The sequence below is a fragment of the Pseudomonas simiae genome (assembly GCF_000934565.1).
Taxonomy (GTDB): Bacteria; Pseudomonadota; Gammaproteobacteria; order Pseudomonadales; family Pseudomonadaceae; genus Aquipseudomonas; species Aquipseudomonas simiae.
Genome location: NZ_CP010896.1, coordinates 1,947,907 through 1,973,163, shown reverse-complemented (window position 1 = coordinate 1,973,163; position 25,257 = coordinate 1,947,907). Strand labels below are relative to the sequence as shown.

Annotated in this window: 21 protein-coding genes; 4 read left to right on the top strand and 17 right to left on the bottom strand. The window is 59.0% G+C overall.

What is annotated here, in order from left to right:
* Positions 1 to 11 precede the first annotated feature (11 nt).
* The gene (fabB, locus tag PF1751_RS09010; protein ID WP_010211706.1) at positions 12 to 1,232 is read left to right on the top strand and encodes a beta-ketoacyl-ACP synthase I; all 1,221 of its coding nucleotides are present in this window, start codon (positions 12 to 14) and stop codon (positions 1,230 to 1,232) included.
* A gap of 1,197 nt (positions 1,233 to 2,429) precedes the next feature.
* Here fabB and PF1751_RS09000 read toward each other — a convergent pair.
* Positions 2,430 to 4,055, bottom strand: a complete 1,626-nt coding sequence (locus PF1751_RS09000) for a methyl-accepting chemotaxis protein (RefSeq protein ID WP_042572461.1) — start codon at positions 4,053 to 4,055, stop codon at positions 2,430 to 2,432.
* Between the two features lie 95 nt (positions 4,056 to 4,150).
* Positions 4,151 to 5,173, bottom strand: a complete 1,023-nt coding sequence (locus PF1751_RS08995) for an amidohydrolase family protein (protein ID WP_044286895.1) — start codon at positions 5,171 to 5,173, stop codon at positions 4,151 to 4,153.
* A gap of 141 nt (positions 5,174 to 5,314) precedes the next feature.
* On the opposite strand from PF1751_RS08995, the gene PF1751_RS08990 reads away from it, so the two are divergent.
* Both PF1751_RS08990 and PF1751_RS08985 read left to right on the top strand, forming a co-directional pair.
* Positions 5,315 to 5,731, top strand: coding sequence for an OsmC family protein (locus tag PF1751_RS08990; protein ID WP_021492563.1), 417 nt, complete (start codon positions 5,315 to 5,317; stop codon positions 5,729 to 5,731).
* Positions 5,732 to 5,795: 64 nt separating this feature from the next.
* Complete coding sequence (locus PF1751_RS08985) at positions 5,796 to 6,662, top strand: pirin family protein (protein ID WP_044286894.1); 867 nt, start codon at positions 5,796 to 5,798, stop codon at positions 6,660 to 6,662.
* A 109-nt stretch (positions 6,663 to 6,771) separates the two neighbouring features.
* Here the strand turns inward: PF1751_RS08985 and PF1751_RS08980 are convergent, their stop codons facing one another.
* The 4 genes from PF1751_RS08980 to PF1751_RS08965 all read right to left on the bottom strand — a co-directional run bounded on the left by PF1751_RS08980 (position 6,772) and on the right by PF1751_RS08965 (position 10,522).
* On the bottom strand, positions 6,772 to 7,500 hold the full coding sequence (locus tag PF1751_RS08980) for a dienelactone hydrolase family protein (protein WP_021492553.1): 729 nt from the start codon (positions 7,498 to 7,500) through the stop codon (positions 6,772 to 6,774).
* A 102-nt stretch (positions 7,501 to 7,602) separates the two neighbouring features.
* Positions 7,603 to 9,507, bottom strand: a complete 1,905-nt coding sequence (gene htpG / locus PF1751_RS08975; RefSeq protein WP_010211718.1) for a molecular chaperone HtpG — start codon at positions 9,505 to 9,507, stop codon at positions 7,603 to 7,605.
* Positions 9,508 to 9,596: 89 nt separating this feature from the next.
* On the bottom strand, positions 9,597 to 10,049 hold the full coding sequence (locus tag PF1751_RS08970) for a PaaI family thioesterase (protein ID WP_010211720.1): 453 nt from the start codon (positions 10,047 to 10,049) through the stop codon (positions 9,597 to 9,599).
* A complete protein-coding gene (locus tag PF1751_RS08965) occupies positions 10,046 to 10,522 on the bottom strand; it encodes a PaaI family thioesterase (RefSeq protein WP_044286893.1) in 477 nt (158 codons plus the stop codon). Before PF1751_RS08965 ends, PF1751_RS08970 begins: the two co-directional genes overlap by 4 nt.
* Positions 10,523 to 10,679: 157 nt before the next feature.
* Here PF1751_RS08965 and PF1751_RS08960 point away from each other — a divergent pair, with 157 nt between their 5' ends.
* The gene (locus PF1751_RS08960) at positions 10,680 to 10,931 is read left to right on the top strand and encodes a hypothetical protein (protein WP_010211724.1); all 252 of its coding nucleotides are present in this window, start codon (positions 10,680 to 10,682) and stop codon (positions 10,929 to 10,931) included.
* 90 nt (positions 10,932 to 11,021) lie between these two features.
* On the opposite strand, the gene PF1751_RS08955 is transcribed toward PF1751_RS08960, so the two are convergent.
* The 11 genes from PF1751_RS08955 to sdhC all read right to left on the bottom strand — a co-directional run bounded on the left by PF1751_RS08955 (position 11,022) and on the right by sdhC (position 25,039).
* The gene (locus tag PF1751_RS08955) at positions 11,022 to 11,759 is read right to left on the bottom strand and encodes a DUF599 domain-containing protein (protein ID WP_044286892.1); all 738 of its coding nucleotides are present in this window, start codon (positions 11,757 to 11,759) and stop codon (positions 11,022 to 11,024) included.
* Positions 11,760 to 11,926: 167 nt separating this feature from the next.
* Entirely contained in the window at positions 11,927 to 13,240 is a 1,314-nt protein-coding gene (gene brnQ / locus PF1751_RS08950; protein ID WP_010211728.1) for a branched-chain amino acid transport system II carrier protein, read from the bottom strand.
* Positions 13,241 to 13,656: 416 nt separating this feature from the next.
* Positions 13,657 to 14,538, bottom strand: a complete 882-nt coding sequence (gene sucD / locus PF1751_RS08945; RefSeq protein WP_003172813.1) for a succinate--CoA ligase subunit alpha — start codon at positions 14,536 to 14,538, stop codon at positions 13,657 to 13,659.
* Positions 14,538 to 15,704: an ADP-forming succinate--CoA ligase subunit beta gene (gene sucC, locus PF1751_RS08940; RefSeq protein ID WP_003233235.1), complete on the bottom strand. Its 1,167-nt coding sequence runs from the start codon at positions 15,702 to 15,704 to the stop codon at positions 14,538 to 14,540. Before sucC ends, sucD begins: the two co-directional genes overlap by 1 nt.
* Before the next feature lie 204 nt (positions 15,705 to 15,908).
* The gene (lpdA, locus tag PF1751_RS08935; RefSeq protein WP_010211733.1) at positions 15,909 to 17,345 is read right to left on the bottom strand and encodes a dihydrolipoyl dehydrogenase; all 1,437 of its coding nucleotides are present in this window, start codon (positions 17,343 to 17,345) and stop codon (positions 15,909 to 15,911) included.
* Between the two features lie 100 nt (positions 17,346 to 17,445).
* Positions 17,446 to 18,672, bottom strand: coding sequence for a 2-oxoglutarate dehydrogenase complex dihydrolipoyllysine-residue succinyltransferase (gene odhB / locus PF1751_RS08930; RefSeq protein ID WP_010211736.1), 1,227 nt, complete (start codon positions 18,670 to 18,672; stop codon positions 17,446 to 17,448).
* Positions 18,673 to 18,716: 44 nt separating this feature from the next.
* Positions 18,717 to 21,548, bottom strand: a complete 2,832-nt coding sequence (locus PF1751_RS08925; RefSeq protein ID WP_010211737.1) for a 2-oxoglutarate dehydrogenase E1 component — start codon at positions 21,546 to 21,548, stop codon at positions 18,717 to 18,719.
* A 262-nt stretch (positions 21,549 to 21,810) separates the two neighbouring features.
* On the bottom strand, positions 21,811 to 22,515 hold the full coding sequence (locus PF1751_RS08920) for a succinate dehydrogenase iron-sulfur subunit (RefSeq protein WP_003172807.1): 705 nt from the start codon (positions 22,513 to 22,515) through the stop codon (positions 21,811 to 21,813).
* 11 nt (positions 22,516 to 22,526) lie between these two features.
* Positions 22,527 to 24,299 carry a succinate dehydrogenase flavoprotein subunit gene (sdhA, locus tag PF1751_RS08915; protein ID WP_010211741.1) on the bottom strand — a complete coding sequence of 591 codons (1,773 nt, stop codon included), beginning with the start codon at positions 24,297 to 24,299 and terminating at the stop codon, positions 22,527 to 22,529.
* Positions 24,300 to 24,302: 3 nt separating this feature from the next.
* A complete protein-coding gene (sdhD, locus tag PF1751_RS08910; protein ID WP_003172805.1) occupies positions 24,303 to 24,671 on the bottom strand; it encodes a succinate dehydrogenase, hydrophobic membrane anchor protein in 369 nt (122 codons plus the stop codon).
* Positions 24,665 to 25,039: a succinate dehydrogenase, cytochrome b556 subunit gene (sdhC, locus tag PF1751_RS08905; protein WP_003172804.1), complete on the bottom strand. Its 375-nt coding sequence runs from the start codon at positions 25,037 to 25,039 to the stop codon at positions 24,665 to 24,667. The genes sdhD and sdhC overlap by 7 nt, the downstream gene beginning before the upstream one ends.
* Positions 25,040 to 25,257: the final 218 nt, after the last annotated feature.

The following is a 25,257-nucleotide window of genomic DNA, read 5'->3' as shown; positions in this document are numbered from 1 at the left end:
GGGTTATCCGCATGCGCCGCGTCGTTATCACTGGTCTGGGCATTGTTTCTTGCCTGGGCAATGACAAAGAGACCGTCACCGCTAACCTGCGTGCAAGTCGCCCTGGCATCCGCTTCAACCCGGAATATGCCGAAATGGGTCTGCGTAGCCAGGTTTCCGGCTCCATCGACCTGCCCCTCGAAGAGCTGATTGATCGCAAGATCTATCGCTTCGTCGGCCACGCTGCCGCCTATGCCTACCTGGCCATGAAAGACGCGATCGCCGACTCCGGCCTGAGCGACGACCAGGTATCGAACGTACGCACCGGCCTGATCGCCGGCTCCGGCGGCGCATCGACCCTCAACCAGATGGAAGCGCTGGACATCCTGCGCGAAAAAGGCGTGAAGCGCGTTGGCCCTTACCGTGTCACGCGGACCATGGGCAGCACCGTTTCGGCCTGCCTGGCCACGCCGTTCCAGATCAAGGGCGTGAACTACTCGATCTCCTCCGCCTGCGCCACCAGTGCACACTGCATCGGTACTGCGGTTGAGCAGATCCAGCTGGGCAAGCAGGACATCGTATTCGCCGGCGGCGGTGAAGAAGAGCATTGGAGCCAGTCGTTCCTGTTCGACGCCATGGGCGCGCTGTCCACTCAATACAACGAAACCCCGGAAAAGGCCTCCCGCGCCTACGACGCCAAGCGTGACGGTTTCGTCATCGCCGGCGGTGGCGGCATGGTGGTGGTCGAGGAGCTGGAACACGCTCTGGCCCGTGGTGCCAAGATCTACGCGGAAATCGTCGGCTACGGCGCCACTTCCGACGGCTACGACATGGTTGCCCCGAGCGGTGAAGGCGCCATCCGTTGCATGCAGATGGCCATGTCCACTGTAGATACCCCAATCGACTACCTGAACACCCACGGCACCTCGACTCCGGTCGGCGACGCCAAGGAAATGGAAGGCGTGCGTGCGGTCTTCGGCGACAAGGCGCCAGCCATCAGCTCCACCAAGAGCCTGTCGGGTCACTCCCTGGGCGCCGCCGGCGTTCACGAAGCGATCTACTGCCTGCTGATGATGGAAGGCAACTTCATGGCCGGCTCGGCCAACATCGACGAGATTGATCCGGTGGTGGCTGACATGCCGATCCTGACCAAAACCGTTGAGAATGCAAAAATCGACACCGTGATGAGCAACAGCTTCGGCTTTGGTGGCACTAACGCCACCCTGGTGCTGAAACGCTGGCAAGGTAAGTAGGCCTGTCGCTTGATCGCATGAAAAAGCCCCGACTGGTTCGGGGCTTTTTTGTGGGCAATCAACTCAGGACCGAGTCGCCTGCTTCGCGAGCAAGCCCGCTCCCACACTGACCGCATTTCTTTAGAAGGTACTCGGTCAAGTGTGGGAGCGGGCTTGCTCGCGAAGGGGCCCCCTCGGCTTCCCGCCCTACACCGAAAACCGCGCCACCAGAGTGTTCAGGTCCACCGCCAGCCGCGACAAATCGTGACTCGCGGCACTGGTCTGATTCGCCCTCGTTGACGTCTGGTGCGCCAAGGCACTAACGCCACCCTGGTGCTGAAACGCTGGCAGGGTAAGTAAGGCCTGTCGCTTGATCGCATGAAAAAGTCCCGACTGGTTCGGGGCTTTTTTGTGGGTGATTACAGGTAAGAACGCGCCGCCTCTATCGCAGGCAAGCCAGCTCCCACAGTTTGAATTGTAAACACAGTCAAATGTGGGAGCTGGCTTGCCTGCGATGGCGCCATCTCGGTCTCCCGCCCTACACCGAAAACCGCGCCACCAGCGTGTTCAGGTCCACCGCCAGCCGCGACAAATCGTGACTCGCGGCACTGGTCTGACTCGCCCCCGTTGACGTCTGGTGCGCCAAGGCACTAACGCCACCCTGGTGCTGAAACGCTGGTAGGGTAAGTAAGGCCTGTCGCTTGATCGCATGAAAAAGTCCCGACTGGTTCGGGGCTTTTTTGTGGGCAATCAACTCAGGACCGAGTCGCCTGCTTCGCGAGCAAGCCCGCTCCCACACTGACCGCATTTCTTTAGAAGGTACTCGGTCAAGTGTGGGAGCGGGCTTGCTCGCGAAGGGGCCCCCTCGGCTTCCCGCCCTACACCGAAAACCGCGCCACCAGCGTGTTCAGGTCCACCGCCAGCCGCGACAAATCGTGACTCGCGGCACTGGTCTGATTCGCCCCCGTTGACGTCTGGTGCGCCAAGGCACTAACGCCACCCTGGTGCTGAAACGCTGGCAGGGTAAGTAAGGCCTGTCGCTTGATCGCATGAAAAAGTCCCGACTGGTTCGGGGCTTTTTTGTGGGCAATCAACTCAGGACCGAGTCGCCTGCTTCGCGAGCAAGCCCGCTCCCACACTGACCGCATTTCTTTAGCAGGTACTCGGTCAAGTGTGGGAGCGGGCTTGCTCGCGAAGGGGCCCACTCGGCTTCCTGCCCTACACCGAAAACCGCGCCACCAGAGTGTTCAGGTCCACCGCCAGCCGCGACAAATCGTGACTCGCGGCACTGGTCTGATTCGCCCCCGTTGACGTCTGGTGCGCCAAATCGCGAATGTTCATCAGATTGCGATCCACCTCACGCGCCACTGCCGCCTGTTGCTCAGACGCGCTGGCAATCACCAGGTTACGCTCATTGATCAGGGTAAATGCCGAGGCAATTTCCTCCAACGCCGTGCCTGCCGACTTGGCGATATCCAGCGTGGAGCGCGCCCGTGTATTGCTCTGCTGCATCGAGCTGACCGCCTGATCGGTACCCTGCTGGATCCCGCTGATCATCTGTTCGATTTCCTGGGTCGACTGCTGGGTGCGGTGGGCCAAGGCGCGCACCTCGTCCGCAACTACCGCAAAACCACGTCCGGCATCCCCGGCACGTGCCGCTTCGATCGCCGCATTCAGCGCCAGCAGGTTGGTCTGTTCGGCAATCGAGCGGATGACGTCCAGCACCTTGCTGATGCCATAGACCTTCTGCGCCAAGTCCTCGACCTGCGTCACATTGTCGGTCACATCGGTGGCCAGCGCTTCAATCGACACCACCGTCTGCTGCACCTGCTCACGCCCACGCTGGGCGATGCGGTCGGATTCGCGCGACGCCTGCGACGTGGCCACTGCATTGCTTGCCACCTCTTCGACCGCGGCGGTCATCTGGTTGACGGCCGTGGCGGCCTGCTCGATTTCCTGGCTCTGTTGATGCAAGCCACGCGTCGCGTCCTCCGTGACGCAACTCAGCTCTTCGGAAGCCGACGCCAGTTGGTTCGACGATTCGGATATGCGCCGGATGGTGTCACGCAGATTTTCCTGCATGCTCTTGAGCGCCTGCTGCAAGCGCGCCGGTTCGTCGCGGCCACGGACACTGATCTCACCGGTTAAATCGCCGCTCGCGACGCCCTGGGCCACTTTCAACGACTGTGCCAGCGGCAGCACGATACTGCGCGTCAGCAATACCGCCAGGCCAATGGTGACCAGCGCCGTGAGCACAATCATGCCGATCACCCAAATGCGCGACTGGCTGAATACGCTTTGTGCCAGGCTTGCGGCCTGGTTGGCACTGGTCTTGTTCAAGGTCACCAGTTCGCGCAGCGTCGCCGCCATTTCGTCAGCCAGTTGGTTCATTTCGCCGTTGACCACCCGGATCGCATCCTCCAGTTGATTGGCCTTGGACAAGGTCACCACCTGCTCCTGACGTTCGAGGTAGCGCGCCTCTTCGGCCTTGAAGCGATCAAATAACACTTGTTCGGCGGGCAATACGATCAAGCCCTGATACAACGTTCGAGCGCGATGCAGGTTGGCTTTGATTTCAGTGAGTTTCTGTTCATTCTGCGCCAGCGCCTGGGGGTCGCGGTTGACCAGCAGGCGCAACGTCAGCGCACGGATGCGAAGCAGGTCCTGACTCATATCCCCCACCGCCATCACGCTGGGCAGCCAGTTGTTTTCCACCTGATCCGACTGCTGGCGCATATTGGCCATCTGCAACAGGGCAAAGCCGCCCAGGGCAAACACCATCAACGCCAACACGCCAAACCCCAATCCCGCGCGCGGGGCGATATTCAGACTTCTGATACTCATGCCTTGGCTCCTTCCAAACGCGCTGCATCCATTTGCAGCTGGCTCTTGAAAGTTATCGGCCCGTTACGGCCGTTGCGTAAGACCAAAACGCGATATCAACGGGCTGCACCCTCTTGGTTCGCTTTAGGCAGGACGGAAAGAAAGTTATCCCGCGCAACTTTTTGCGCCACATCCTCAGGCAAGGCATCGAGAAAAGGGTCAAAGCGGCGCATCTCCTTACCCAGCTTGTTGAACCGCCCTACGACATCCGAGCCCAGCATAAAGCGCTCCGGGAAGCGTTCCACCAGCTTTACCCACTCCGGGCGAGGCTGGCCTGCGTCATCGAGCAGATACGGCGTGAGCATGCTCCAGGACAGGTCAACATACAGGTTGGGATAAGCCTCCAGCAGGCGGCTCAAGGTGGGCAGCAAAAAGTCCATCTGCACCTGGTGGCGGTGGATTTCCTTGCTGGTGCCGGCATGGGCCCAGATAAAGCGCGTGTGGGGATGGTTGCGCAGCGGCTCCTCCACTTCGGCGAGGTACAGCGGGTTACGCTCGCGTTTGGAGGTGATGTTGGAGTGCAGCATCACCGGCAGGTCGTTTTCCGCTGCGAGGTGATAGATGCGGGTCATGGCTTCGTTGTTCGCGCGCGGCGTGTCGCCCGCCGTGATGGCCGTGAGGTCGTCATGGCGCGTGAAGACTTCGCCGATGCCCTGCCACAGCCCTGGGTTGAGGTCGAGCATGCGCTGGATATGGGCATCCGAGTTCTTGTCGTTAGGATTGAAGCCCGACAGGAACGGATGAAAGTGCTGGCGCTGTTCAGGGGTCAGCTTGTTGACCGCTGCCGCAACGATCACGTCGGTGGCGCTGTACCAATAAGCATCGGCGTCATCACCGGCGTAATAGCGTGGACGCTTGGGTTCGTCTTCGTGCCACTTCTTCGCGACCGGAATGCCGGAAATCATCACATGCTCAACGCGGTTGTCGGCCATCGCCTTGAGCAGCTTGTCCATGCCAGCGGTTTCCTGAAAGAAATCGACGTAATGCAGGTGCGCATCGCTGTAGGCATAGTCGCGGGCCTGCGCAACAAGGCTGCCGGCGGTGAGCAACAGGGCAAGCGTCAGACGGGTCCAGGGCACGGTAACACCTCGATAAGGGCTGATACGGGTAGACCTTGCGCGCCCCACCGGGGTTCATCCGGCAAAAAAACGCGGAACACCGAAGTGCCAGCATGCTCTATAACTGCATGACCTTCATCCTGTCACCCTGTGAGGTTTACCATGCCTGTTACCGTAAATACCCTGAACCAGGACAACTTCCGCCATAGCGTCAATATCAACAACCATGAGTTGTTTACCGACCTGCCCAAAAGCCTGGGCGGCGATGATTCGGCGCCCTCCCCCCACGACTACTTCGACGCCGCGCTGGCGTCGTGCAAAGCATTGACCGTCAAGCTTTACGCACAGAAGAAAGACATCCCGCTTTCCGGCGTAACTGTAGAAGTCACCCATGACGCCGCTGAAGAACAAAAGGGTAAATACAAACTCAACGTCACGCTGACGCTCAAGGGCGTCCTCACCGACGAACAACGCGACGAGCTGCACCGTGTGGCGGATCGCTGCCCGGTGCACAAGCTGATGACCACCGCCGACGTCAGCATTGAGACGAAGCTGTCGGAAGGTGCCTTCAGCCAATAGCGGCAACATCCTACCGAGCGGGTTATGCTCAGCAGCATCCAACCCGCTCAGATTGGGACGCACCATGACCACCCTCACCGTGATCCGCCCTCGCCCCGAAGAGGTCGAAGGCCAACCGATCCTGCGCCCGCTGCCGTCGCGAGAATGCCGCAGCGTCGGGCCTTTCGTGTTTTTCGACCATATGCTGCTCACCCGTTATGCACCGGGCGAGGGCATGAATATCCGCCAACACCCGCATATTGGTCTGTCCACGCTCACTTATCTGTTCGAAGGCGCTTTGCAGCACAAAGACAGCCTGGGTTCGGACCAGGTGGTGCACGCCGGCGATGTCAGCTGGATGACCGCCGGCAGCGCGATTGCCCACGTCGAGCGTACACCTGAGGCGCTCAAGGCCAGAGGTTTCAGCCTGCATGGGCTGCAAGTCTGGCTGGCATCACCAAAGGACCACGAAACGGGGCCGGGGCATTACAGCCATCACCCGGCCGCGAGCCTGCCGGTGAGTGACAACCTCGGCGTGCAGATCCGCCTGATCGCGGGTGATGGTTTCTGCCTCAAATCGCCGGTGCCGGTGCTATCGCCCACGTTGTATGCCGAGGTACGCATGCAAACGGCCACGACCCTGCTGATTCCTGATGAGCATGAGGAACGGGCGGTGTATGTGCTGGAGGGCGAGGCGCAGTTGGAGGGGGGAGCATTGGAGGTGCACAGCTTGGTGGTACTGCCGGCCGGGCAGGAAATGACACTGTTCGCCGAGAGCGATTGCCACCTGATGGTGTTTGGCGGCGCGTCACTGGATGGGCCACGGCGGATTAATTGGAATTTTGTCGCGAGTGATCCGGCGGTGATCGAACAGGCCAGGCAGCGCTGGGCGGCTGGGGATTGGCCGACGGTGCCGGGTGAGTCCGAAAGAATTGAATTGCCTGTGAGATAGCATTCGCGAGCAAGCCCGCTCCCACACTCGGCCGCGTTTACCCTGTAGGAGTGCGGTCTATTGTGGGAGCGGGCTTGCTCGCGAAGAGGTCCGAACAAGCGCTAGAGATTTAGCCCTTGAACACTTCATCCAACAGGTTATGCATCGACTGGAACGCCCGCTTGGCAGTCTTCGCGTCGTACATCATTTTGCCCGGCACGTTTGCATGCGGGTCGGTGAAGGAATGCACCGCGCCGCCGTAGCTCAGCAATTGCCAATCCACGCCCGCCGCGTTCATTTCATCTTCGAACGCCGGCAGTTGCTCTTTGGGCACCAACGGGTCGCAAGCGCCATGCAGGACCAGCACAGAGCCTTTGATGTTCTTCGCGTCCGCCGGGTTCGGCGTGTCGAGGGTGCCGTGGAACGAGATGGCAGCCTTGACCGGCACACCGGTACGCGCCAGTTCCAGGGAGCAGCAACCGCCGAAACAGAAACCAAAGGTCGCCAGTTTCGACGTATCAACGGCGGCCTCGGTCTGGCCCTGCAGTTGCTCGAATGCCGCCTGCATGCGCTTGTTCAACAACGCACGGTCGTTCTTCAGCGGCATCATCGCAGCGCCGGCCTCATCACCATTCGAAGGGCGCACAGTCTGGCCGTAGAGGTCGGCGATCAGTACCACGTAGCCCTTGCCGGCCACGCTTTTGGCGATCTCCTCAGCCCCCGCACTCACGCCCATCCAGTTAGGCGCCATCAGCAGGCCCGGCAGCGGGCCCTTGTGGCTGGCATCGAACGCCAGGCGGCTTTCATAGGACTGGCCATCAATCTGATAGACCACGGAACGTACAGTGACTTGGCTCATCGTTTACTCCAGTTGAGGTGAATTAACCATTCGGCGCAACGTGCTCCCTGTTGGAGCGCCAGAACGAAAAAACCCGCCGAAGCGGGTTTTTTTACTTCAGGGTCAAACCGACAGTTCAACCAACAGCTTGTTCAGGCGGCGCACATAGGCGGCCGGGTCTTTCAAGCTGTCGCCAGCGGCCAGGGCCGCCTGGTCGAAGAGGATGTGCGACAGGTCGCCAAACCGCTCTTCGCTTTGCTCGCCGTCGAGTTTCTCGATCAGCGGGTGTGCCGGGTTGAATTCGAAGATCGGCTTGGAATCCGGAACCTTCTGGCCACTGGCTTCGAGGATCTGGCGCATCTGCATGCCCAGGTCCTGCTCGCCGATCGCCAGGATCGCCGGGGAATCGGTCAGACGGTGCGACACGCGCACTTCGCTGACGGCATCGCCCAGGGACGCCTTGATCCGCTCAACCAGGCCTTCTTTGGACTTGGCGACTTCTTCGGCTTCTTTCTTCTCTTCTTCGGAGTCGAGGTTACCCAGGTCCAGGTCACCACGGGCCACGTCGACAAAGGACTTGCCATCGAATTCGTTGAGGTAGCTCATCAGCCACTCATCGATACGGTCGGTCAGCAGCAACACTTCGATGCCTTTCTTGCGGAAGACTTCCAGGTGCGGGCTGTTCTTGACCTGGGCGTAGGTTTCGCCAGTCAGGTAGTAGATCTTGTCCTGACCTTCCTTGGCGCGTGCCAGGTACTCGGCCAGGGACACAACCTGCTCGCCGCCCTCTTCATGCGTCGAGGCAAAGCGCAGCAGGCCGGCGATTTTTTCCTTGTTGGCGAAATCTTCCGCCGGGCCTTCTTTCATGACCTGGCCGAAGTTTTTCCAGAAGCCTTTGTATTGCTCAGGCTCGTTCTTCGCCAGTTTTTCCAGCATGTCGAGTACGCGCTTGGTCAGCGCCGACTTCATAGAGTCGATGATCGGATCTTTCTGCAGGATTTCCCGCGAAACGTTCAGCGACAAATCGTTGGAGTCGACCACGCCCTTGATGAAGCGCAGGTACAACGGCAGGAAGGATTCCGCCTGGTCCATCACGAACACACGCTGCACGTAGAGCTTCAGGCCTTTCGGCGCTTCACGCTGGTACAGGTCGAACGGAGCACGCGCCGGTACGTAGAGCAGCGAGCTGTATTCCAGCTTGCCTTCGACCTTGTTGTGGCTCCAGCTCAGCGGGTTTTCGTAATCGTGACCGATGTGCTTGTAGAACTCCTGGTATTCCTCGTCCTTGATCTCGGTACGCGGACGGGTCCACAGCGCGCTGGCGCGGTTGACCACTTCCCATTCCTGGGCTGGAGCCTCTTCGCCTTCAGCGGCAGCCTGTTCTTTCGGCAGTTCGATCGGCAGGGCGATGTGATCGGAATACTTCTTGACGATGTTACGCAGGCGCCAGCCATCGGCGAATTCGTCTTCACCCGATTTAAGGTGCAGGACGATACGGGTGCCACGGTCGGCCTTGTCGATAGTGGCGATTTCGAATTCGCCCTCACCTTTGGACGACCAGTGCACGCCTTCGCTGGCGTCGAGGCCGGCACGGCGGCTGAACACTTCTACTTTGTCGGCCACGATGAAGGCCGAGTAGAAGCCCACGCCGAACTGGCCGATCAGGTGCGAATCTTTCTTCTGGTCGCCCGACAGGTTTTTCATGAAGTCGGCAGTACCGGATTTGGCGATGGTGCCCAAGTGGGTAATCGCGTCTTCGCGGCTCATGCCGATGCCGTTGTCTTCGAGGGTGACGGTCTTGGCGTCCTTGTCGAAGCTCACACGGATTTTCAGTTCGGCGCCACCTTCCAGCAACTCAGGCTTGGACAGGGCTTCGAAACGTAATTTGTCGACAGCGTCAGAGGCGTTCGAGATCAATTCGCGAAGGAAGATTTCCTTGTTGGAATACAGCGAATGGATCATGAGGTGCAGCAGTTGCTTCACCTCGGTCTGGAAGCCCAGGGTTTCCTTTTGAGTTTCCACACTCATGGTCATCAAACTCCAATTGGATGGCAGTGGCCGCGCCCTTGAGGGTTGGCGGCGGGTTGTCATCAAAGTTGGGGGCTAAGACCAGGATTTCAAGGGCGGCTCGATTCCTCGATCTTGAAATGCGCGCGGGCGGTGGCAATGGGTTCTGCGGCAGTGCTTTGCCAGGCAGTGATCGCGACGTTTGCCACCCGTCGGCCTTGACGCCAGACCTGGCATTTGGCGTAGGTGTCGCGAAACTGCCCGGCGCGCAGGTAATCCAGGGAGAAGTCGATGATTTTCGGAATGCCCGGCGCACCGGTGAAGACCAGCAGGTGCAGCGCGGCGGACAGCTCCATGAAGCCGGCGATCACGCCGCCGTGCAGTGCCGGCAATATGGGGTTACCAATATTGTCCTTGTTGGCGGGCAGCCGGAACAGCAGCTCATCCCCCAGCCGAGTGCATTCGATACCGATGAGCTTGGCGTAGGGGATCAGGTTGAGCAACGCCTCATAATCGCCGCGCTCATGGGCCTGTTCCAGGCGGGTCTTGAATCGGTGCGTCATGCCTGCGCTCCCTTGATCGTGTTGCCCAACCCTTGCGCACCCTTTAGGCGCTTGCCCATGCGCATAAACGTGCCCACCACATGGGCGATGGGTTGTTGCGGATCATCCTGATAGGCAAAGCCACGGGTGAAGATCACGTCGGTGGTCACCCGGTAGCATTGGGCGAAGCCGTACACCGGCTGATGCGGCGCAGCGGGATGCATGTAGTCAACACGCAAGTCGAGGGTCGGGCACACCTCGAATTCCGGCAATACGCAAAGGGTGGCCATGCCACAGGCGGTGTCCATCAGAGAGGTCAGCGCGCCGCCGTGGATCACGCCCGACCGGGGATCGCCCACCAAATGCGGGGCGTAGGGCATGATCAAGGTAATGCCCTCCTCGCTGGCCTGATGAGCGGTAATGCCCAGCACCTGGCAATGGCGCAAGGCCGAAACAAAGCGCGCCGCGCGCGCCAACAGGGGATTTTCGGTCATTCGTTAAAGACTCTTATTAATGTTGATCCACGAAATCGAGGGTCCGGACAAAAGTTCCGGTTAGGCAGCGATTTATATATCTATGGAATAAAAGGAACTAATGCCGAACCGCCATGCTCGAAAGGCCAGTAGATATCTTCAATAAGGAGAAACACCCATGCGCAAGACTTTAGCTATTTCCATGATGCTCGCCGCTGCCCTCGGTCTCGCTGCCTGCGACAAGAAATCCGAAGACAAAGCCCAAGACGCCGCCGCGCATTCTGAGCAAGCTCAGAAAGACATGGCGAAGGCTCAGGATAAAGTGAACGACGCTGCGAAAGAAAACGCCGATGCTGCCAAAGCTCAGGCTGAATCGAACGAAGCCGCCGCAAAAGAAGCAGCACCTGCTACCCCTGCCACCGGTTCTTGAGACCGCGGCTTGAAATAGCTTGGCTGCAAAAAGAAAGCCCGCTTAGATAGCGGGCTTTACTTTGTCTGGGGTTTTTATCTGAAGGTTTAGTTAAGCAGCTTCTTTAACCGCTTCCGGCGGCGGTGTGTCCGTCTGCGTATACACCATCACTTGCAGCACGTCGGAATGAAACTCCCGACGGTACAGCACCAACACCACCCCACTGCTCATCAACATGAACAACCAGGGGCTGACAAACCACGCCAGCATGGTCATGCCGAAGTAGTAAGAGCGCAGGCCGAAGTTGAACTGGTTGGCAGCCATGGAGATCACCCGCGCCGCGCGCAGGGCAAACGCATTGCGCTCCTGCTCCGACACATGCCGCTCACCGATCATCGGCGCCGACCCCACCAGCACCGCCGCGAAATTGTACTGTCGGATGCACCAGCTGAATGTGAAAAACGCATAGACGAACACCAGCGCCAGGCACAGCAGCTTGATCTCCGACATGCCCTGGGAAGCCTGCTGCACCATGGGAATATCCGCCAGCAACGACACCGCGCGCTCGGAAGCGCCGAGCACGGTGAGAATGCCGGCGAGGATAATCAAGGTGCTGGAGGCGAAGAACGAGGCGTTGCGCTCCAGGTTACCGATCACGCTGGCGTCGGCGATGCGGTTGTCGCGCAGCAGCATGCGGCGCATCCAGTCTTCGCGATACAGATGCAACACACTGGCCAGGCAGGCTGTGTCGCGGGCTTTCCAGGCGGCGTAACGGGTATAGCCGCCCCAGCACAGGACGAACCAGAGGGCGGCGAGCAGGTGGATCTGATTGGCTTCGACGAACGACATGTGGGTCCTGTTACACATAAAATGGAGTGGCGGGCGCGGTCCAAATGTGGGAGCAAGCCCGCTCCCCATTTACCGAGCTCCAACTTTAGAAGGTTGTTGTCTCATAAGCATAAAAAATGCCCCGTATCGATTGATACGAGGCATTTCAGTACAGCGGAAAACGTGACTTAAGCGATCGCTTCGCTGCGCTTGCCCAGCATACGATCAACCGCAAACGCCACAGCCAGCGTCATCACCGACGGCACCAACCACGCCAGGCCCTGCTCGCTCAGCGGCAGGTTGGCCAACTGTGCAGGCATCCAATCCGCCAGGCCAGCGCCCTTGAGCGCATCGATGCAGCCAAAGATGAACGACACCAGCATCACCGGGCCGACAATACGACCCTGCTCTAGCCAGAAGTCTTTGCAGAAGCTCAACGCCACCAGCACGATGCACGGTGGGTAGATCGCGGTCAGTACCGGGATCGAGAAGGCAATCAGCTTGGTCAGACCCAGGTTGGACACGAACAGCGAGAACAGCGCCAGGATCACCACCAGGGTCTTGTAGGACAACGGCAGGATACGGCTGAAGTACTCGGCGCAGGCACAGGTTAGGCCGACCGCCGTGACCAGGCACGCCAGGGAAATCAGCACAGCCAGGAAGCCGCTGCCCAGCGAGCCAAACGTGTGTTGCACATAGGCGTGCAATACCGCGGCGCCATTGGCAGCACCGGCGGCGACTTCATGGCTGCCCGAGCCAAGGCGGAACAGGCTGATATACACCAGTGCCAGGCCCACACCAGCGATCAGGCCGGCAATGATGGCGTAGCGGGTAATCAGCTTCGGCGACTCGACGCCACGGGAGCGAATGGCATTGACGATCACGATGCCGAAAACCAGGGCGCCCAGGGTATCCATGGTCAGGTAACCATTGATGAAACCTTGGGAGAACGGTGCAGCCACGTATTCCTGGGTAGCGACGCCCACGTCGCCGGCCGGCAAGGCAAATGCGGCGATACCGAGGATGGCCAGCGCGATGATCTTCAGCGGCGCCAGGAAGCGACCTACGGTGTCCAGCAGTCGACCTGGGTAGAGGGAGACAAAAAACACCACCAGGAAATACACCGAGCTGTAGAGGAACAGTGCCAGCGGGCTTTCGCCGGTCAGCGGCGCCAGGCCCACCTCGAAGGATACGGTCGCAGTACGCGGGGTGGCGAACAGCGGCCCTACCGCCAGATACGCCGCCGCCGCCAGCAGGCCGCCGGCGATCTTGCCGATCGGGCTGCTCAGCGCGTCCATACCGCCACCCACCTTGGCCAGGGCGATCACGGTGACCACCGGCAAACCCACTGCGGTGACCAAAAAGCCCAGCGCTGCCATCCAGACATGAGGCCCGGACTGCAAACCAACGATAGGCGGGAAGATGATGTTGCCGGCGCCCACGAACAGGGCAAAAGTCATAAAGCCCAACGCCAGGACATCCTGGCTTTTCAACACTTTCATTTGAGGAAATACCACACTACTGAATCGGAATTTAGAGAGGGATTCCCTATGGATGAGGGAAATACTGTCGGCCCTTATGGGAGCCGACCGGTCTAGCGCGGGGCTTCCTTTTGGGATGCGCACGCATAAAGAGGCGGCTAGCCTAACGAATTTGCGGGTCAAACGCACTGTTGGGGGGCGAACTGTCCGATAAGCGACATTTTTATGTCGCGTTTTCATATCTAAATTTTGAAATGCGACCGGATGTGGGGGCGGGCTTGCTCGCGAAAGCGGTGTATCAGCCACTCGTAAGCTGACTGACACGCCACTTTCGCGAGCAAGCCCGCTCCCCCACCTAGATCTTCACCAACTTCAGAATGCACAAAGGCCACCCGAAGGTGGCCTTTGTGTGGTGAAGCGTCAGTTAAGCGCGAGGCTTACTTGACAGCCCAACCGGTCAGCTCGGCCAGGGCCTTGCCGATGTCTGCCAGCGAACGCACGGTTTTAACGCCTGCGTCTTGCAGCGCAGCGAATTTCTCGTCTGCAGTGCCTTTGCCGCCAGAGATGATTGCGCCAGCATGGCCCATGCGCTTGCCCGCAGGGGCAGTCACACCAGCGATGTAGGAAACAACCGGCTTGGTCACGTGTGCCTTGATGTAGGCAGCCGCTTCTTCTTCAGCCGAACCGCCGATCTCACCGATCATCACGATCGCTTCGGTCTTCGGGTCTTCCTGGAACAGCTTCAGGATGTCGATGAAGTTCGAGCCTGGGATCGGGTCACCACCGATGCCGACGCAAGTCGACTGGCCGAAACCGGCGTCAGTCGTTTGCTTGACAGCTTCGTAGGTCAGGGTGCCGGAACGGGAAACGATACCGACTTTACCTGGCAAGTGAATGTGACCTGGCATGATGCCGATCTTGCATTCGCCTGGAGTGATCACGCCTGGGCAGTTAGGGCCGATCAGGACTACGCCCAGCTCGTCGCACTTAACTTTAGCGTCCAGCATGTCCAGGGTAGGAATGCCTTCGGTGATGCAAACGATCAGCTTGATGCCGCCGAATGCTGCTTCCAGGATCGAGTCCTTGCAGAAAGGAGCTGGAACGTAGATCACGCTGGCGGTGGCGCCAGTGGCAGCTACAGCGTCTTTCACAGTGTTGAACACTGGCAGGCCCAGGTGCTCGGTGCCGCCTTTACCAGGCGTTACACCACCGACCATCTTGGTGCCGTATTCGATGGCTTGCTGGGTGTGGAAACTACCTTGCGAACCGGTAATACCCTGGCAGATAACTTTGGTGTCTTTATTGATCAGGACGCTCATTATTTGCCCTCCGCAGCTTTGACAACTTGTTGAGCAGCGTCGGTCAGGCTGGTAGCCGCGATGATGTTCAAACCGCTTTCTGCCAGTACTTTAGCGCCCAGTTCAGCGTTGTTGCCTTCAAGGCGAACAACAACCGGGATTTTAACGCCGACTTCTTTCACTGCACCGATGATGCCTTCGGCAATCATGTCGCAACGAACGATGCCGCCGAAGATGTTGACCAGTACTGCGGCGACGTTGGAGTCGGACAGGATGATCTTGAAGGCTTCGGTTACGCGTTCCTTGGTAGCACCACCGCCCACGTCGAGGAAGTTGGCTGGTTTGCCGCCATGCAGGTTGACGATGTCCATGGTACCCATGGCCAGGCCAGCACCGTTGACCATGCAACCGATGTTGCCTTCCAGTGCTACGTAGTTCAGTTCGAACTTGGCGGCGTGCGCTTCGCGCGGATCGTCTTGCGACGGATCGTGGAAAGTCTTCAGCTTAGGCTGACGGTACATGGCGTTGGCGTCGATGTTGATCTTGGCGTCGAGGCAGTGCAGATCGCCGTCAGCCTTGATCACCAGCGGGTTCACTTCCAGCAGGGCCAGATCGTGATCCTGGAACAGTTTGGCCAGACCTACGAAGATCTTGGCGAACTGGGCAACTTGCTTGCCTTCCAGACCCAACTGGAAAGCCAGCTCGCGACCCTGGAATGGCTGAGCGCCCACCAGTGGATCGATAGTGGCTTTCAGAATTTTTTCTGGGGTTTCGTGAGCGATTTTCTCGATGTCCACGCCACCTTCGGTGGAAGCCATGAACACGATGCGACGGCTCGAACGGTCAACGACAGCGCCCAAGTACAGCTCTTTAGCGATATCAGTGCACGATTCAACCAGGATCTTGGTGACTGGCTGGCCATTGGCATCAGTCTGGTAAGTCACCAGACGCTTGCCCAGCCACTGCTGTGCGAAGGCTTTGGCGTCTTCTTTGCTGCGAACCAGCTTAACGCCGCCCGCTTTACCGCGACCACCAGCGTGGACCTGGGCTTTGACAACCCACTCGGTGCCGCCGATTTTGTCGCAAGCTTCTGCTGCTGCTTCCGGGGTGTCTACTGCGTAGCCCTTGGAAACTGGCAGGCCGTATTCAGCGAACAGCTGCTTACCCTGATACTCGTGAAGATTCATGCTTTTTACCGTCTTCGTTAGGTACTGCGCATTCGGCGCTGCGCTCATTATGAGTGCCGCGCCACCTGTGACTGCTGCTTGCGCAACTTGCGGGGCTCAAGGCCCGTAAAGCTGCGCAAGACTGCGTCCAGCGGATATTCCGCGGTGAGTCTTGCGCGCAAGGCTCACGACGGGCAACTCCGCCGTGGTTTCTTATTATCTCGCTTAGCGCTTCTTCTTGTTGGCGATGTGGATGGCGCCGCCATTCACTGCCAACGCGGCTTCGTGCAGCGCTTCGGACAACGTCGGATGGGAGAAGACCATCATGCCGATGTCCTCGGCACTGGTGCCGAATTCCATACCGATCGCGCCCTGCTGAACCAGTTCTGCTGCGCCTGGGCCAATCACGTGGACGCCCAATACGCGGTCAGTCTTGGCATCAGCAATGACTTTGACAAAACCACCGGTGTCGTTGGCTGCCATGGCACGGCCAGAAGCGGCAAACGGGAAGGTGCCGACGTTAACTTCAACGCCTTCAGCTTTCAACTGCTGTTCGTTCTTGCCGACCCATGCAATTTCCGGGTGGGTGTAGATAACCGATGGGATCAGGTCGTAGTTCATCTGGGTTTTGTGGCCCTTGATGCGCTCGACAACCATGATGCCTTCTTCGGAAGCCTTGTGCGCCAGCATCATGCCACGCACCACGTCGCCGATGGCGTAGACGCCCGGAACGGTGGTCGCGCAGTGATCGTCAACGTGCACGTAACCGCGCTCGTCGAGGGTCACGCCGCTGTCGGCTGCCAGCAGGTCGGTGGTCACTGGACGGCGACCAACGGCTACGATCAGCTTGTCGAAAGTGATGGTCTTTTCGCCATCCTTGTCGGTGTAGTTGACGACAACTTCTTCACCATTGACTTTCGAACCGGTCACGCGAGCGCCCAGCTTGATGTCCAGACCTTGTTTGGTCAGGGTTTTCAGGGCTTCTTTCGATACAGCGGTGTCGGCAGCCAGCAGGAACGTGTCCAGGGCTTCCAGCACGGTGACTTCGGAACCCAGGCGGGACCACACCGAACCCAGTTCCAGGCCGATCACGCCAGCGCCGATCACGCCCAGGCGCTTAGGCACGGCTTGGAATTCCAGGGCACCGGTCGAATCAACGATCACGTTCTGGTCAACTGGAGCAGGCGGAATGTCGATTGGACGGGAGCCTGGAGCCAGGATCACGTTCTCGGCTTCGATGATCTCGGTCGAACCGTCTGGCTTGGTGATTTCAACTTTCTTACCGGCCAGCAGCTTGCCGTGGCCTTGCAGGGAAGTCACACCGTTGGCCTTGAACAAGGTGGCAACGCCGGAAGTCAGGCCTTTGACGATGTTGGCTTTACGGCCGACCATTGCAGGTACGTCCATGGTCACGCCAGCATGGTGGATGCCGTGGATCGCGAAGCCGTCTTGGGCTTCGTGGAATTTCCAGGAGCTGTCCAGCAGCGCCTTGGAAGGAATGCAACCAACGTTCAGGCAAGTACCGCCCAATGCCAGTTTGCCTTCCTTGTCGGTGTATTTTTCGATGCAAGCAGTCGAGAGGCCCAATTGTGCGGCCTTGATGGCGGCAACGTAGCCGCCAGGACCTGCACCAATCACTACGACGTCAAATTTCTGTGTCATGAAAATAGATCCTCTATTTGCGACAAGCTTTTAGCCGCAAGCGGCAAGCCAAGCTGCTTTTTTCTTACAGCTTGCAGCTCGCAACTTGCAGCTGCTTCAATCAGATATCCAGCAACAGACGAGCCGGGTCTTCCAGCAGGTTCTTGATGGTCACCAGGAAAGTCACGGCTTCTTTACCATCGATCAGGCGGTGATCGTACGACAGCGCCAGGTACATCATTGGGCGGATCACGACTTGGCCGTTGATGGCCATCGGACGCTGGATGATGTTGTGCATGCCCAGGATCGCGGCTTGCGGTGGGTTGACGATCGGGGTCGACATCATCGAACCGAAGGTACCACCGTTGGTGATGGTGAAGGTACCGCCGGTCATCTCGTCGATGGTCAGCTTGCCGTCACGGGCTTTCTTGCCGAAGGTGGCGATGCCGCCTTCGATTTCGGCCAGGCTCATCAGCTCGGCGTTACGCAGTACTGGAACCACCAGGCCACGGTCGCTGGACACGGCAACGCCGATGTCTGCGTAGCCATGGTAAACGATGTCGTTGCCGTCGATGGAAGCGTTCACTGCCGGGAAGCGTTTCAGCGCTTCGGTGGCGGCTTTCACGAAGAAGGACATGAAGCCCAGGCGCACGCCGTTGTGGGACTTCTCGAACAGATCCTTGTACTTCGAACGCAGGGCCATGACTTCGGTCATGTCGACTTCGTTGAAGGTGGTCAGCATCGCCATGTTCGACTGTGCTTCAACCAGACGCTTGGCCACGGTGGCACGTACACGAGTCATCGGTACACGCTTCTCGGTGCGGTCGCCAGCGGCGAACACTGGAGCAGCGGCAGCCGGGGCAGCAGCCTTGGCAGGTGCGGCAGCTGGAGCGTTTTTCTTGGCTTCAACAGCGGCAACCACGTCTTCCTTGGTCACACGGCCGTCTTTGCCGGTGCCCTTGATGGAAGCCAGGTTGATGCCATTCTCTTCAGCCAACTGACGGGCAGCCGGTGCAGCGATTGGATCTTCACCACCAGCAGCCGGAGCAGCGGCTGGAGCCGAAGCAGCAGCTGGTGCAGCGGCAGCGGCAGGAGCGGCAGCAGCAGCGCTGCCCTCTTCGATCGAGCCCAGTACCTGGTTCGACAGCACGGTAGCGCCTTCTTCGGCAACGATTGCGCCCAGCACGCCGTCAGCTTCGGCCAACACTTCCAGCACGACTTTGTCGGTCTCGATGTCGACGATCAGGTCGTCACGCTTTACAGCGTCGCCTGGTTTTTTGTGCCAGGTGGCAACGGTGCCATCGGCAACCGATTCCGGGAATGACGGGGCTTTGATTTCGATAGCCATTATCTGTGGGTCCTTAAAATTCGGTTTCAGTCAGCGCGAAGGCGTTAAACAGTGAAAGCATCTTGCAGCAGTTTTTCCTGCTGCTCGGCGTGCATCGACGCATAACCACACGCAGGTGCAGCGGAAGCATCACGGCCGGCATATTCAAGGCCCAGGGCCTTGTTGTGGTTGCCGATGCTGCGACGCAGGTGATGCTGGCTGCTGTACCACGCGCCCTGGTTCATCGGTTCTTCCTGGCACCACACCACATTAGTGAGGTTGGTGTAAGGCGCGATGGCCTCCATCAGGTCGTCTTCCGGGAACGGGTAAAGCTGCTCGATACGCACGATGGCGATGTCTTCGCGGCCTTCGGCACGGCGTTTTTCCAGCAGGTCGTAGTAGACCTTGCCGCTGCACAGGACCAGGCGCGTCACTTTTGCCGCGTCCAACGCGTCGATTTCCGGGATCACGGTCTGGAACGAACCATCCGCCAGATCTTCCAGGGTCGAGATGGCCAATTTATGACGCAGCAGCGACTTCGGCGTCAGCACTACCAGCGGCTTGCGCAGTGGGCGGATCACCTGGCGACGCAGCAAGTGGTAGATCTGGGCCGGCGTAGTCGGCACGCACACCTGGATGTTGTGCTCGGCGCACAGCTGCAGGTAACGCTCCAGACGGGCCGAGGAGTGCTCAGGACCCTGACCTTCATAACCGTGTGGCAGCAGCATGGTCAGACCGCACAGGCGACCCCACTTGTGCTCGCCGCTGGTGATGAACTGGTCGATAACCACTTGGGCACCGTTGGCGAAGTCGCCGAACTGAGCTTCCCAGATCACCAGCGCGTTTGGCGTGGTGGTCGAGTAACCGTATTCGAACGCCAGAACCGCTTCTTCGGACAGGAACGAGTCGTACAAGTCGAAACGTGGCTGGCCTTCATACAGGTTCTGCAACGGGATATAGGTGCCCGCGTCTTTCTGGTTGTGCAATACCGCGTGACGGTGCGAGAACGTACCACGGCCGATGTCCTGGCCGGTCATGCGGATCGGGTGACCTTCGAACGCCAGGGTCGCGTACGCCATGGTTTCGGCGTAACCCCAGTTGATCGGCAGGCCGCCGGCTTGCATCTTCTGGCGGTCTTCGTAGATCTTCGCCACTTGGCGCTGGACCACGAAACCTTCAGGAATTTCCAGCAGTTTGGCGGACAATTCCTGCAAGGTCTTCAGATCGAACGACGTATCGTGACGCGCAGTCCAGGCGTGGCCCAGGTATGGACGCCAATCAACGAACAGCTCTTTGTTCGGCTCTTTAACCAGGCTTTTTACTACATGCAGACCGTTGTCCAGCGCGTTGCGGTATTCATCGACTTTGGCCTGAACACGTGCATCGTCAACCACACCGGCCTTGGTCAGGCTTTCGGCGTACAGCTCACGGGTGGTGCGCTGCTTGGTGATCTGCTGGTACATCAACGGCTGGGTGCCGCTTGGTTCGTCGGCTTCGTTGTGACCGCGACGACGGTAGCAAACCAGATCGATCACTACGTCACGCTTGAACTGCATGCGATAGTCGATAGCAAGCTGGGTCACGAACAGCACGGCTTCCGGATCATCACCATTCACATGGAGAATCGGCGCCTGGATCATCTTGGCAACGTCGGTAGCGTACTCGGTAGAGCGCGCGTCCAGCGGGTTGCTGATGGTGAAGCCAACCTGGTTGTTGATGACGATGTGAACGGTACCGCCGGTCTTGAAGCCGCGGGTCTGCGACATCTGGAAAGTTTCCAGGACCACGCCTTGACCGGCGAATGCCGCGTCACCGTGGATGGAAATCGGCAGGACCTTTTCACCGGTGGTGTCGTTACGACGATCCTGGCGGGCACGGACCGAACCCTCGACCACTGGAGAAACGATTTCCAGGTGGGATGGGTTGAAGGCCATGGCCAGGTGAACTTCACCGCCGGTGGTCATCACGTTGGACGAGAAGCCCTGGTGGTATTTGACGTCACCGGAACCCAACTCGACTTTCTTCTTGCCTTCGAACTCGTCGAACAGCTCACGCGGGTTCTTGCCGAAGGTGTTGACCAACACGTTCAGGCGACCACGGTGAGCCATGCCGATCACGATTTCCTTGGTGCCGTAGGAACCGGAACGCTGGATCAGCTCGTCGAGCATCGGGATCAGGCTTTCGCCGCCTTCCAGGCCGAAACGCTTGGTGCCCGGGTATTTGGTGCCCAGGTATTTTTCCAGGCCTTCGGCAGCGGTGACGCGCTCGAGCAGGTGGCTGCGTACGTCGGCAGACAGCACCGGACGACCACGCACACCTTCCAGGCGATGCTGGAACCAGTGGCGTTGCTCGGAATCGGTGATGTGCGTGAACTCAGCGCCAATGGTGCGGCAATATGTCTGCTGCAACGCTTCGTGAATTTCGCGTAGGCTCGCTTCCTCTTTGCCGATGAACAGGTCGCCGGCACGGAAGGTCGTATCAAGATCGGCATTGGTCAAGCCGTAATGATTGATCGACAGGTCAGCAGGTGCAGGACGCTTCCAGAGCCCCAGCGGGTCAAGCTGGGCCGCCTGGTGGCCACGCATCCGGTAGGCCTGGATCAGTCGCAATACTTCAACTTGCTTCTTCTCATGCTCACTGCTCACGCTGCCGGCGGAAACCGGTTGGGCGCGGCGCTGGTTCTTTGCCAGCAGCACGAACTGATCGCGAATTGTTGCGTGCGATACATCGGTGGCAGCGTTGCCGTCTGAAGACAACGTCTGAAATTTGGTGCGCCATTCTTCTGGCACAGCGTTAGGGTCGTGCAGGTAGAGCTCATAAAGCTCTTCCACATAGGCAGCGTTACCACCTGAAAGATAGCCGCTGTTCCACATGCGCTGCATCACGCTTTCTTGCATGCTTGGTCACCCTCGATTTGGGGACACCACCGGCGAAAACACCGAGTTTGCTTGCAAAAGGCCAAGTGCAGCGACCAAAACAAGCCACTTAGGATCACGCTGATAGTTCGGGTACCAACCCGAATGCCCCTGCTTGTCTCATTTCTTCAAAATAAGAGCCGCGGCTTTGTAAGTCGCTGCTCAAGTTAAAACTACGGCGCCGGTTGAAGCCTGCGCCGTAGCATTTACGGGCACAACGGTCCTGCCTTTACTACAACGTCGGTTACACGCCGCTCTGCAGCAGCATGTTACGGATGTGACCAATGGCCTTAGTCGGGTTCAGGCCTTTGGGACATACGTTGACGCAGTTCATGATCCCGCGGCAGCGGAATACGCTGAACGGGTCATCCAGCGAAGCCAGACGCTCGGACGTCTTGGTATCACGGCTGTCTGCCAGGAAGCGGTAGGCTTGCAGCAGGGCAGCTGGACCCAGGAACTTGTCCGGGTTCCACCAGAAGGACGGGCACGAAGTCGAGCAGCAAGCGCACAGGATGCACTCGTACAGACCGTCGAGCTTCTCGCGCTCTTCCGGGGACTGCAGACGCTCGATGGCCGGAGCCGGCGTGTCGTTCTGCAGGAACGGCTTAACTTTCTCGTATTGCTTGTAGAAGATGCTCATATCGACGACCAGGTCACGGATAACCGGCAAACCTGGCAGTGGACGAACGATCAGCTTGTTGCCTTTGACCACGGCGGACAGCGGCGTGATGCACGCCAAGCCGTTTTTGCCGTTGATGTTCATGCCGTCGGAACCGCACACACCTTCACGGCAAGAGCGACGATAGGAGAAACCTTCGTCCTGCTCTTTGATCAGTGCCAGTACATCCAGCACCATCAAGTCTTTACCACCGGTATCGACCTGGAATTCCTGCATGAACGGCGCAGCGTCCTGATCAGGGTTGTAGCGGTAAACACTGACTTTCAACATGGCAGCCACCCTTAGTAAGTCCGAATCTTCGGTTCAAACGTCGGAACCGTCTTCGGCGAGAAATTCACGGCACGCTTGGTCACGCGCTTGTCACCCGGGAAGTACAGGGTGTGGCACAACCAGTTTTCGTCGTCGCGATCTTCAAAGTCTTCACGGGCGTGAGCACCACGGGACTCCTTGCGAACCTCGGCAGCGATTGCGGTCGCTTCGGCCACTTCCAGCAGGTTTTGCAGCTCAAGGGCTTCGATACGAGCAGTGTTGAACGCCTGGCTCTTATCGTTGATCTTGACGTTGGCGATGCGCTTGCGCAGATCGGCCAGCTGGGCAATACCCTTCTGCATGTATTCGCCGGTACGGAATACACCGAAGTAGTTCTGCATGCAGCTTTGCAGCTCGCGACGCAGGGTAGCCACGTCTTCGCCATCGGTGCGCTCGTTCAGAGCGTTCAGGCGAGCCAGTGCAGCCTCGATGTTGGCATCGGTCGCGTCATCGTATTCGATGCCGTCGGTCAGCGCCTTTTCCAGGTGCAGGCCGGCAGCGCGGCCGAATACCACCAGGTCGAGCAGCGAGTTGCCGCCCAGACGGTTGGCACCGTGCACCGATACGCAAGCCACTTCGCCTACAGCGAACAGACCGTGGATGATCTCGTCCTCGCCTTCGGCGTTCTGGGTGATCGCCTGGCCGTGGATGTTGGTCGGCACGCCGCCCATCATATAGTGGCAGGTTGGAACAACCGGAACCGGAGCAACCACCGGGTCAACGTGAGCAAAAGTCTTGGACAGCTCGCAGATACCTGGCAGACGGCTGTGCAGCACTTCTTCGCCCAGGTGATCGAGCTTCAGCAGCACGTGGTCGCCATTCGGGCCACAGCCATTACCGGCGATGATCTCTTTAACCATCGAACGGGCAACAACGTCACGACCAGCAAGGTCTTTCGCGTTCGGAGCGTAACGCTCCATGAAACGCTCGCCGTGCTTGTTGATCAGGTAGCCACCTTCACCACGGCAACCTTCGGTCACCAGTACACCAGCGCCGGCGATGCCGGTCGGGTGGAACTGCCACATTTCGATGTCTTGCACCGGTACGCCGGCACGCAGTGCCATGCCGACGCCGTCACCGGTGTTGATCAGGGCATTGGTGGTCGACGCGTAGATACGGCCTGCACCGCCAGTCGCCAGCACGGTAGCCTTGGCGCGGATGTAGGTGGTTTCACCGGTTTCGATGCAGATGGCGATCACACCGACGAACTCGCCTTGCGCGTTCTTCACCAGATCGACCGCGTAGTACTCGTTCAGGAACGTGGTACCGGCTTTCAGGTTGCCCTGATAAAGGGTGTGCAGCAGCGCGTGACCGGTACGGTCGGAAGCGGCGCAAGTACGGGCAGCCTGCCCGCCTTTACCGTAATCCTTCGACTGACCGCCGAATGGACGCTGGTAGATACGGCCTTGCTCGGTGCGGGAGAACGGCAGACCCATGTGGTCCAGCTCGAACACCGCGGCCGGGCCTTCCTGACACATATATTCGATAGCGTCCTGGTCACCGATGTAGTCGGAACCCTTGACGGTATCGTACATGTGCCAGCGCCAGTCATCGTTCGGGTCGGCGGAGGCGATGGCGCAGGTGATGCCACCCTGGGCCGATACGGTGTGGGAACGGGTCGGGAACACCTTGGTGATCACGGCAGTCTTGTGACCGCCCTGGGCCAGCTGCAGCGCAGCGCGCATGCCAGCACCGCCGCCACCAATGATGATGGCGTCGAATGAAATAGTTGGAATGTTAGCCATGAATCAGATACCCCAAAGAATCTGCACACCCCAGACGAAGTAAGCGAACATCGCGACGCCGCAGACTGCCTGGAAGAGGAAACGTACTGCGGTCGCGGACTTGCCCAGCGCCATCGGCGTCAGGTAGTCGGTCGCGATGGTCCACATGCCGACCCAGGCGTGTGCGCCCAGGGCAACAAGGGCCAGCAGACTGAAGATTCGCATTGCATTGTGGGAGAACAGGCCATGCCATTGCTCATAGCCGATACCCGGATTTGCAACGAGGTATCCGATCAGGAAAATGAAATAAGCCGCGAGAACGACCGCAGACACACGCTGTGCCATCCAGTCATAGAGGCCCGAACGCGACAGATTCGTAACGCTGGTTACCATATCCAAACTCCTGCCAGAACGATCAGCACCACGGAAATGGCGATGATGATTTTCGAGCCCAGGCGGCCGCCTTCCAGCGTCTCACCGATGCCCATATCCATGATCAAGTGGCGCACACCGGCTACCAGGTGATACAGCAGAGCGGACAGGAGGCCCCATGCTACGAACTTGGCCAGCGGGCTGGTCAAGCATGCCTTCACCTCGGCGTATCCTTCCTCGGAACCCAGGGATTTGCTCAATGCATAAAGCATGATGCCCAAGCCCAGGAACAGGATGATGCCGGAAACACGGTGCAGGAACGACGTAACGCCGGTGATGGGGAGTTTGATGGTCCTTAGGTCTAGGTTTACAGGTCGTTGGCTATTCACGGCTTTTTTTCACACTGAAGAGCCCCTAACAATCAGGGCAAAGTTGTTGGGGAGTGCACTGGTCAGGTAAGCACCACCCAGGGAGTGCGACCCCCAATGAAAGCAAGCCCAAAAGCCCTTGGCGGTCGGTGGCCGAGTATAGACAGTTAGGTTACTAATGACAACGCGCACTCCTCACCCTAATAGCGGATTGCGCTGGGGGAATAAAAGGCGTAAAC